8 protein-coding genes are annotated in these 10,130 nt (G+C 42.7%); 2 read left to right on the top strand and 6 right to left on the bottom strand.

Annotated elements, in window-relative coordinates:
* Nucleotides 1-167: 167 nt before the first annotated feature.
* The 4 genes from IQ230_RS16975 to IQ230_RS16960 form a co-directional block, all read right to left on the bottom strand.
* Nucleotides 168-848, bottom strand: a complete 681-nt coding sequence (locus IQ230_RS16975) for a hypothetical protein (RefSeq protein ID WP_193933398.1) — start codon at nt 846-848, stop codon at nt 168-170.
* Between the two features lie 313 nt (nt 849-1,161).
* Nucleotides 1,162-2,211, bottom strand: a complete 1,050-nt coding sequence (gene hisC / locus IQ230_RS16970) for a histidinol-phosphate transaminase (protein WP_193933396.1) — start codon at nt 2,209-2,211, stop codon at nt 1,162-1,164.
* A gap of 66 nt (nt 2,212-2,277) precedes the next feature.
* Nucleotides 2,278-3,546 carry a bifunctional sterol desaturase/short chain dehydrogenase gene (locus IQ230_RS16965; RefSeq protein WP_193933395.1) on the bottom strand — a complete coding sequence of 423 codons (1,269 nt, stop codon included), beginning with the start codon at nt 3,544-3,546 and terminating at the stop codon, nt 2,278-2,280.
* A gap of 153 nt (nt 3,547-3,699) precedes the next feature.
* On the bottom strand, nt 3,700-4,416 hold the full coding sequence (locus IQ230_RS16960; protein WP_193933393.1) for a Uma2 family endonuclease: 717 nt from the start codon (nt 4,414-4,416) through the stop codon (nt 3,700-3,702).
* A gap of 46 nt (nt 4,417-4,462) precedes the next feature.
* On the opposite strand from IQ230_RS16960, the gene IQ230_RS16955 reads away from it, so the two are divergent.
* Nucleotides 4,463-5,056 (top strand): nucleotidyltransferase family protein, encoded by a 594-nt coding sequence (locus IQ230_RS16955; protein ID WP_193933391.1) that lies wholly within the window; start codon nt 4,463-4,465, stop codon nt 5,054-5,056.
* Here IQ230_RS16955 and IQ230_RS16950 read toward each other — a convergent pair.
* Nucleotides 5,042-6,817, bottom strand: a complete 1,776-nt coding sequence (locus IQ230_RS16950) for an ABC transporter ATP-binding protein (protein WP_193933389.1) — start codon at nt 6,815-6,817, stop codon at nt 5,042-5,044. The genes IQ230_RS16955 and IQ230_RS16950 overlap by 15 nt on opposite strands.
* A gap of 623 nt (nt 6,818-7,440) precedes the next feature.
* Here IQ230_RS16950 and IQ230_RS16945 point away from each other — a divergent pair.
* Entirely contained in the window at nt 7,441-8,061 is a 621-nt protein-coding gene (locus IQ230_RS16945) for an SET domain-containing protein (protein ID WP_193933387.1), read from the top strand.
* A gap of 5 nt (nt 8,062-8,066) precedes the next feature.
* Here IQ230_RS16945 and IQ230_RS16940 read toward each other — a convergent pair whose 3' ends face one another.
* Complete coding sequence (locus IQ230_RS16940) at nt 8,067-10,088, bottom strand: ATP-binding protein (RefSeq protein ID WP_228055074.1); 2,022 nt, start codon at nt 10,086-10,088, stop codon at nt 8,067-8,069.
* Between the last annotated feature and the right edge of the window lie 42 nt (nt 10,089-10,130).

Raw genomic sequence — 10,130 nt, 5'->3', positions numbered from 1 at the left:
CAGTAATTCCCATTGTTCATCTGTGAGATCGGTACGATATGATTGACCCATGACTCTCGTTCTCTGTCATTTTTTGCTATTGACAGGTTATTGTAACGAGAGCTTTTTTACTTTTCAGACCTCCTCTTAGTAGAAAAGTCCTCATTAGTATTGATATGACAGTAAGCTTAACTTACATCAAAAGTGCTTGTAGAGAGAAACTCCCAGATCGGGCGATCGTCCCAAACTTGAGCCTCAATATAGCGATCAATCCTCCATTGCGGCTCAGACTGCCATCTCGTTCCTGGCATTCCATACCTTTTCACTACATCTGCAATTTCTGATAATGTAAACACTTGACCGTGTTGAGGCTTACGATATGATTCTGCAAACCTCCTCATTTCTTCATCAATTTCTTCTAGCGTCGGCATTTGACCATCCTCACGAGGTCTAAGTTCATAGGTATCAGGTGGGGGAGGACTCACTAGATTCAGGCTAGTCATGCTGTCAGGATATGTAAAAGAAATCATATCGTTGGTAAAAATAGTCAGAGGAAGTTGAAGTTTTGCAGGTTCTTTGTCACTGAAGAAACCATTCTTGCTAAAAAAATCATCATTATCACCAAGCACAAAATACAGTGGGTGACGAAGGTAAGGCTTTTTTCCCTTACTCTCAAACTCACGATAGAGCCATTTCTCTACACGTTGCCGATCCATGAGGTAGCCTGAGTGAAGCCATACACGTTTTCCACTAGTTCTAAGATTGGCAATAATGGCTTCAGCTTCATTGGGAGGAAGATTACACAAGTTTTTTAGCATCTCATCCTCACCCCAATAGTAATGGGTGATAAAGGTAGGTAGTATGTGCACGCTCTTCCTCTTTTTTATGATGCTTGTATCAACGGTTATTCTACTGAACTAGAGGCAGCTAGTTTGCTAATGAACCAACTATACAATTCTCTACATCCTCTACCGTCACTGATTTTAAGAGAATTCCTTTCTAACTCTTTTCTTCGTGTCCTAGCCTAACGCCTTTCAGCTTCGCTTCGCTAGCACTACGCTAACGGCAACCCCTACGGGGAATGTGGCCTATGTGGTAGCCTTCGGCAAGCCGCTACTCTGCGAGAAGGCTTCGCCAATGCGTCTATGTTTCCTAAAAACTATGACAATTCAAATAGGATTGCTACATTAAACTCACCAACGCCTCAATTAAAGTTTGATTTTGTTCATCTGTCCCAACAGTAATCCGCAACTTATCTTTTAATCCAAATTGCTTGAAATATCGTACTAAAATTCCCCGCGCCTTCAGTGCTAAATACAACTGTTCAGCGTTTCCTTGCGGTGGAGTTGCCAAAACAAAGTTTGCTTGCGAATCAAGAACTTGGAAACCTAGATTTTTAAGTTCTAGTGCGAGTTTAGCGCGCGACTTCTTTACTCTTTCGGCACAAGCATTTTTGTAAGCTTGATCGCGCATAGCAGCAGTACCAACAGCGGTTGCGATCGCATCAATGTTGTAGCTATCTTTAATTTTGAATAATCCCGCAAGTAACTGCGGATTAGCAATGCCAAAACCCATCCGCAACCCTGCTAGCGAATATCCTTTCGATAGTGTCCGCAGAATAATTACATTTTCAAATTCCTGCACAAGTGGTAAAGCCGAGTACTCTGCAAAATCAGTATAAGCCTCGTCAACGACTAATATGCCTGCAAGCTGTTGTGCTAGTATGCGCAAATCTGCAAAAGGAACCAAATGACCTGAAGGACTATTCGGTGAAGCCATAAATGTCACTGCACCCTCAGCAGCAACAAGTTCATCAATTGGTAAGTGAAAATCTGCGGGATAATCAATTTCTACAACCTCCGCAGGTTGCATCGCGGCTAAAGTACGATACAAAACATACGTCGGCATCGGATAAACAACTTTGCGATCGCTTCCCTCAGCACTTGCTCGTATGATGACATTCAGCAACTCATCACTACCGTTACCGACAATTACCCAATCTGCAGGTACACCCAAAGCCTCACTGACTGCACTGCAAAAATCTTTCGCAAACGGATCGGGGTAGCGGCGCAACCACTCACTGTCAAGACTCCGCAACACCTCCATCGCTTGTGGTGACGGTGGATAAGGGTTTTCATTGGTGTTGAGCTTAATAATCGGTGTTCCTGGTTTAGGTTGTTCTCCAGGAATGTAACCTGTCATTGCATCAACAGCAGAACGAAAGTAATTCATAAGTGATATCAACTTCGGTTGAATAACCAGACTATCGCTGGTAATTGGAAGAAGACCATTAACCCATTACCCATTACCAAAAAGATCATTTTGCGCTTCTACTTCTGGATGACTAGTTTCTGCACGACTAAAGAATCTGAAATACATTGATGTGCAGAATTCTTTGATGGGGAACAGGAGATAAGTCAGCGGATTAACTGTAACGATGATGTTGCGGACATCGCGCTTTGCTAAAGCAATAATTTGCCGCGCAACGCGATCGCCTGACATCACTCCAATTGGATTAAGATTACTCTTAAATGGTCCCAAAATCAGTTTTCTCACAACACACGGTGCATCTAAACGACGTAGCGTCACTAGATCGCCCAAAGCACGTTTAGAAAGTTCATACAATGGGCTAAATGCTGGGCTAACCTCTGCTTCTGACGTATTTACCCATACTTCTTTCAACGCAATGTCTTCATTTGTGCAGACGGTATTAAAAAACAATTCCATCAACCGCCAACTCGAAAAAGTATTCACCTCATAAGACTTAGAAATTGCTTCTGGAGTCCTTTCACCGCGAACATTAATGCCATGATTCAGAACAAGGATATCTATCTTCTTGAGGAATTCTGCAAGTTCAACCTCGTGTCCAGTTTTCCAAGTAATTGTCTGGACGGCGAAAGATTCATCAAAGTTGAGTGTCAAAGTAATCGGGTCAGAATGCGAACTCAAGGCAAACACCTTTGCGCCTGCTTGATGCAAGTGAAGTAACAAAGCTTTCCCCAACGTTCCCGATGCGCCAGTAACTGCAACTTTCTTTCCTTTAAGCGCGAGTGCTGTACCCATCAACTTATCCACCAAAGTGAAAGTACCACAATAATAAGCTTGGTCATCATCAAAGTGATGCCGCCAGTGATAAGGACGATTTACAAACCATGTTGCAGGAGGCGATAAAAAACGTCCTGGTTTATGTGTGACATCGGTAACTTCTCGCGCCCATTCACTTCCGCTACCACGCGCTATACAGCTAATGAGAAATCCTAGTGTATAAATTGTTCCCGCTAAAGCTGCCCAGTGATACGCAGGCGTCCATATCAAGCACGCCCACCACAACGCTAGCGTAAACAGTAACATCGCAAGACATTCAGGAAAATCATTGCGCCACTGTGCTTGACGATATATCGTTGCACTTGCAAAGGTCAAATCTCGACGAAAAACACGATGATGCCATACGTGTTGTTTATACAATGATGGCACGCGATGCGATAGTACGTGATACAGATCCCGCACGACTTCTGCCCAGAAAATCGAACCTACTCCCCAACCAATCGCTGTTATCCAATACACCATAAATTTATTGCGCTAACACTCAACAATAATCTCCGCCACATTTTTGGGCAAAAGTAGCAACTATCATTATCTTAGAGTGCAGCTTACTTTCGCTGTCTAGAATTTATGCATAAAGTGCGATCGCTTTCTCTACTACGTAGGCGATCGTCAACTTCAATTTAACGTGTCTGGATCAACACCTAACTCACGTAGTTTAGCTGCCAATAGTTCAGCACGCTGTCTCTCTTGTTCGGCTTGTTCAGAACTCCACAAAAGCAGATTACCTTCAGCATCCCACCAGCGCAACCAATTTGTGGTTTGGCGCAATCGTTCGCCGTACCAAATTCCTATAAATAGCTCTAATTGTGGAATCCAATAGCGTCCATTAATATCAGCTCTATGTAAAACGTACTTTTCTTCTTCTAGATATCGTACCTCTAGACTAGGTTCGTAAGGGTCATAGGTGACATAAGTAGGCACCTGGAGGATCTGTTCATAAAAATAAAGCTTGCCATAGGGTGGCGTCGAGCGTACTGACAATTCACCGCCATCTTCTTGTGAAAGAAACTCCATAACTACAGCTACCGAATCGCCTTCAAGATGTGGTGTATAGCTGCGACGAATGACTTCTGATGGTACAGGTTGGACGTGAGGCACATAAAACCAATCAGGTGCTTTCACGACAACTTTTTTATTTACCGTGGCAACTAAACCAAAATTCGAGCCGATCAGCATATCTGGTTGAATACGTCCTGCGGCTCCTAATGCGTCGGTAAGCGCAGCAGCAAGGGGCGGTTGTTGAATGTTCTCCACAGGGTCGTCAGGTAATACGAAGTCATCTGGAAGATGTTCCCAGGTGATTGTTAGTTTTTTTGTTGGTTGCAGAATCATACAATGACTGAATAATGATTAATTTGTAGTTCGTAATTCGTTATTCATGCCACAGCAAACCTTTAATTGCTTTGCATTAGTTTTGGCAGCAGGTGCATCAAGCCGGATGGGTACTTGTAAAGCTAGCTTACCGTGGCGAAACGGTAAAAGTTTATTGTTTTATCAAATCGAGCAATTATCACTTGCTAAGTTTGTTCCTATTGTTGTATTAGGACTGCATAATTGCAAACAACAAGTTCCTTCAGAAACTATAGTCAAGATTAATCAGAATCCCAGTGGCGGAAAAGTCACTTCGATCTTAACTGGATTAAAGTACGTGCCGCAATTTGATTGTTTATTGATTTCAGCGGTGGATCAACCTAGAAGTAGCTGGATCTATCAAAAATTACTTCAAGCACACATTTCTTCTAGCGTGCCTATTACGGCACCTGATTATCAAGGCAAGTTAGGTCATCCGCTATTGTTTTCCTCATCAGTGCGATCGCATTTAGAAAATTTGAGTGAAGCTAGTTGCGGTTTGCGTCAAGTTGTCCAAACATTTTATTCACAAATTCAGCGCGTAGAATTTGACACTCCAGAAGTTTTGTTAGATCTCAACACTCCTGAAGCCTATCAAGCTGCAAGACTAAGCTGCACCTAATTGTAGTGCGTAAAGATTAGCATAGACTCCGCCGTGGGCAACTAATTCTGCATGCGTTCCACTTTCAATAATTTGACCTTGTTGAATGACCAATACTTGATCTGCTTTAGTAACAGTACTGAGGCGGTGGGCAATCACAAAGCTAGTACGTTCAGTCAACAATCGATCAATTGCATCTTGAACTAAAGCTTCGGTGCGCGTGTCAATACTGCTAGTTGCTTCATCTAAAATCAGAATTCGCGGGTTAACTAAAACAGCACGAGCAATACTCATCAGTTGTCGCTGTCCTTTACTAAGGTTTGCGCCTCTAGCACCTAATAGTGTTGCGTATCCTTGCGGCAAACTGGTAATAAACTCATGAACATTGGCAACTTGAGCAGCTGCTTCAATTTCGGCTTGAGTAGCATCAGGACGACCAAAAGCAATATTTTCGGCAACTGTGCCACTAAATAAAATATTGTCTTGCAAAACTAATCCAATTTGTTTCCGTAAGCTTGCCTGCGTGACTTTACGGATATCAATGCCATCAATTTTGATGGCTCCACTCGTAACGTCATAGTACCGCAGAATCAAGTTAATAATTGTACTTTTGCCTGCTCCTGTAGGTCCCACTAAAGCGATTGTCTGTCCTGGTTTAGCACGAAGATTGACTTCTTTAAGCACAAGCTGATTTGGGTTGTAGCCAAAGGAAACTTGCTCGAATGTCACCTCACCACGAATTGGTGGCATTGCGATCGCATCGGGTGCATCTTTGAGTTGAGCAGGTTCATCAAGTAGCATAAAAATGCGCTCGACTGCGGCTAACGCTGACTGGGCTTGCGTATAAAACTGACTCAAAATCTGAATTGGGCGGAAAAATTGCTGTACGTAAAGTAAAAATGCAGTTACGGTTCCTATTGTGGCGGCTCCTGTCACTGCCAAATAACCGCCATAAGCGAGAACTCCAGCAGTTGCTAGTGTGTTGAGAAAATCAATTGATGGTAGAAACGCGGCTGTAATTGCCACTGCATCGACGTTAGCATCGCGGTTTGCTGCATTGAGGGCTTTGAACTCTGCAATATTCAATCGGACGCGATTAAAGGCTTGGGCTTCGCGTACACTGCTAATATCTTCCTCAATCTTGGTAGAAAGTTCCCCAATTGTTTGTCTCGTTACGCGAAATCGTTTTCTTGCCCAGCGCGAAAATAAGCTGGTGGTAACAAGCATCAATGGAACAACTAAGTTGCTGACTAAACCTAGCCGCAGGTTGATCAAGAACATGGCAATGACAATTCCTGCTAAGCTGAATAAGTTGCCCAACATCTGAGCGATCGTTTGTCCAAATGCCTGATTAACAACACTGACATCATTGAGCAAGCGGCTCATTAAGTCCCCAGATTCACTTTGATCGAAAAAGCTAATCGGTAAGCTTTGAACTTTTATAAAAATATCTTGACGTAGTTGTGCTAACAAGCGTTGTACAATCCAGCCAACACGAATGATTTGGGCGCGGATAGCTGTAATGCCGCCTACATAGACACCTACTAGTAGTACGAGCATTAAAAGTAAACCTTGTAAGTTGCCCTGGGCAATCAGATTATCAATTGACCAACCAACTAAAAAAGGACCAAGTGACTGTGAAGCCGCACCAGTTGCAACTAAGCCGAGGGCAACAGGGACTTCTTTGCGGTAGGGTTGCAGATATCCTAAAAAGCGTCGCAGTGTCGGTAACTGTTGACTAGCTTTTTGCTCTGATGCAACGAGTGGACTAGGGCTTCTCATGCAAGTTTGAATTTTGAAGTTATGCCGTAGCCGTAGGGCAACTTTATGAATCTTAACCTGTTAGGAGGATTCTAGAGAGCATTACAACTTTTAATCAACAATATTTAGTGTAATATGGTGCTTCTACATAGTTGCCGAACGCTACAATCTGTTAGCTAATCACTAATCGAAGATAGGCTAAGGGCAATGAACAATTAGCAATGTGTCAAAAGATAAGCTGGTATTCTTTGAGGATCAGGTGACAATTTTATCTTGAACGACAAACGTTGTATTTCTCAAGTTATAAAAACTGCCGAATCCTGATTTAATTAAAAATATCTTTGCTGAGGTTAATTAATTCAACTCAGTTAATTGCAAGATGGCTATCTCAGTTTCTCAGTATGGGTAAGTAAGATATATACTTTACGTTTGATATAGTGTGGTTTAGCTACTAAGTGGGTAAACACAACTGTTGAGCATTAATGCAGCACTCATGTGTAAAGATAACTTAGCTAAAGTTGCTATTAACTCAAAAGAACAGATTTAATGAAGTATTTAGCTAGTAACTTTACCTAATTTTTACCATAGTATTTATTAAACCGATTATAAAGGAGGTATACCACTTTAAAAAACCTTTAAAACGTATGATACATCCTGATACTCAACTTGGTTTTGTGAGTCCATCAATAGGTTATGGTGTATTTGCAACTAAATTGATTCCTAAAGGAACAATTACATGGGTTTTAGACAAATTAGATCAGGAAATTGATGAATCTTACATTTTGGACGTTGGTGATGTTTACCGAGAGAAATTATTAAAATATTCTTTTCGTAATGCTCAGGGCAAATATATCTTATGCTGGGATATTGCGCGGTACATAAACCATAGCTTTGATGCTAACTGCATTCTGACTCCGTATGATTTTGTGATAGCTGCTAGAGATATCCATCCAGGAGAAGAGTTGACTGAGGATTATGGATTATTAAATCTAGACGAACCGTTTGATTGCTTACCTGAAACTGGTAGCGATCGCGTACAGGTAACACCTCATGATATTTTGCATTTTTATCATGAATGGGATCAAAAGGCAGTTGATGCTATAAAATTTTTTAAAAAAGTTAACCAACCACTAGCAAAATTTATGAATAGTAAATTCTTGCATAAAGTCAACGCAGTAGCAGCAGAACAAGACCAAATGGATTCAGTTGTTTCTTGTTACTATAAACGTTCTATTATTCCATCAAGTCAGGTCAATTACTCCTAATGCAATTACTGTTGCGGAGTAGACACTGGTGTTGAGGTTGGTATTGTTGGTACTACAATAGGTTCGGGATTCAAAAACTTTTCCCAAGCAGTAATTTGTTGCTGGGCTGCTCGATAAGCATCTGTTCCAGGAGGAATTCTGCGAGCGATCGCAATGCCACCAGGAATATCATACTGACCTCGATTCAAGGCAAGATTAAACAGCTGTTGACTCCATTGAGCGATCGCAGGATTAACATCTGCGCGTAGTGGACTAGTGCGTGGCACTCGGTTTGCCAGTCGAATTGCTTGTGCTAATGCTTCTGGTGTACCTTGTAGGGCTGTCCGGCGTGCTTCTTGCCAGTTTTGTCTAGCACGAATTTGTCCTTGCCAGTCGTTTACTGCGGCTTGGGCTTCTCCTGAAAGTGCTCTTCCTGGTGCTATTCTTTGTGCGGTAGCGATTGCCGCCGGAAGATTACCATTCCTAGCAAAAAATCTTGCTTCATCCAGAATCGGCTGATCTTGAGTTCGCTCAATTGTATTTGTCCAACTCCGAATTCTACTACGGGCTTCGCGATACAAAGCACGTCCACTGCTGATTTGTCTTGCCTCGTTAATTGCGGCTTGTAAGGAAGCAATATCTCCTCCTGCCGCTAAATCTTCTGCACGGTTAAGTAGTGGTCTATCCTCAATAGTCTCAACTTGTCTTCGCCAGCGATTGATTTCTGTTCGTGCTTCCGAAGCACGGGGATTGCTATCAGAAATTAATTGTGCTTCGGTAATTGCCGCTGTCAAATCCCCAATAGTTCCACCTTGGGCAAGTTGTCGGGCACGATCTAGACGCGCTACTGCTTCAATTTCTAGTTGCCACTGGGCGATTAACTCTTGTGCCCTAATATATAGTGGTCTATCTGTAGCAATTTTCTGTGCGGTAGCGATCGCTGTTTCAATATCTGGAATTTGCCCCATCCACGCGCTCTGCTGAGCAGATGCTAAAGTTGTAAAATCTTGAGCCTCCGCACGCAAGCCTGTACTTGCTGGAATACGATTAGCAATATTGATCGCTTGATCGGCATCGCGTCTTTCTAAAGCTGCTTGCGCGAGTTCCAGCATTTGCCGTCCCAAATCAGGAATGAGGTTTCGCGCTTCTTGGTAAATATAGCTATTGACTCCGATTGATTGTGCAATCTTAATGGCTTCTACTAAGTTGTCTGCACCACCTCTTTTTGCCAAGCTTTCCGCTTTTGCCAACTTGCTGGCATCTTCGCGGGCAATTTCAATTTTTTGATTGAGTTCTGTGTACTTAGTTGTTGCCCAATATTCGTTACCGACACTTAGTAACCGTACCGTTCCCATAAATGCCTGATGCCACTCGCGTGCCCGTAAGCGATCTTCGACTTCGGCGTATATTGCTTCTGCTTCTGACCAAATTGACTGCCAATTGGCAATCTTACTATCTACGTTTTGGTAAACAGGTACATTTCTGGAGATTTTTTGTGCCGTAGCGATCGCTTGTTCTAATCTTCCTGCTTGAAAATCTTGCTCAGCTAAAGCCAAAATATCAAGCGACCATTGTTCTAGTAAACGACTGATTTCTGGACGAAGTGGGTGATCGTCTGGGAGTGCTTCAACTAGGGCGATCGCTTGCAGTAAGTCTTGCACTGTCTGCTTATTTGCTGCTACCTGTGCGCAATGTAGTCGCACTGAAGCTGAAGCTAAAGGCCAAAAAATAGCTGGGCAGTTGGGTGCTGCTGGTGATTTCAATAGCATTGCCAACGCGATAATACCAACTCCACTTGTCACCAAGCCTCCTAATCCCATCCAGAAAATCCAATTTTTCGACCAGAGGAGTACCTTGTGCTTTGGATTCAATCTTTTTGGGGATTTTGGCTGCGGTGCTGAGGTGTTACCGCTCTTTTTGGCTGCGTGTCCTACTTCAGTAGAGCCAATTCCTGCAACGGGAGTTAAAGATTGGCTAGCATCTTCTGGGCTAGAAGCCTTGACAACAGACCAATCTTCTGGAATACCTTGCTCTCTCATTGCTGACATCCAAATATCTTTACCTGGCTTTGATTCTGTTTATAAGCAGCC

Origin of the sequence: Gloeocapsopsis crepidinum LEGE 06123 (assembly GCF_015207655.1) — a bacterium.
GTDB lineage: Bacteria > Cyanobacteriota > Cyanobacteriia > Cyanobacteriales > Chroococcidiopsidaceae > Gloeocapsopsis > Gloeocapsopsis crepidinum.
This window is presented reverse-complemented; position numbering and strand designations above follow the sequence as displayed.

What these genes read in the sequence shown, in the direction of transcription:
- hisC (WP_193933396.1), bottom strand. Translation starts at nt 2,211, where the DNA reads ATGAATTACTTTCGTTCTGCTGTTGATGCAATGACAGGTTACATTCCT.
- IQ230_RS16965 (WP_193933395.1), bottom strand. Translation starts at nt 3,546, where the DNA reads ATGGTGTATTGGATAACAGCGATTGGTTGGGGAGTAGGTTCGATTTTC.
- IQ230_RS16960 (WP_193933393.1), bottom strand. Translation starts at nt 4,416, where the DNA reads ATGATTCTGCAACCAACAAAAAAACTAACAATCACCTGGGAACATCTT.
- IQ230_RS16955 (WP_193933391.1), top strand. Translation starts at nt 4,463, where the DNA reads ATGCCACAGCAAACCTTTAATTGCTTTGCATTAGTTTTGGCAGCAGGT.
- IQ230_RS16950 (WP_193933389.1), bottom strand. Translation starts at nt 6,817, where the DNA reads ATGAGAAGCCCTAGTCCACTCGTTGCATCAGAGCAAAAAGCTAGTCAA.
- IQ230_RS16945 (WP_193933387.1), top strand. Translation starts at nt 7,441, where the DNA reads ATGATACATCCTGATACTCAACTTGGTTTTGTGAGTCCATCAATAGGT.
- IQ230_RS16940 (WP_228055074.1), bottom strand. Translation starts at nt 10,088, where the DNA reads ATGTCAGCAATGAGAGAGCAAGGTATTCCAGAAGATTGGTCTGTTGTC.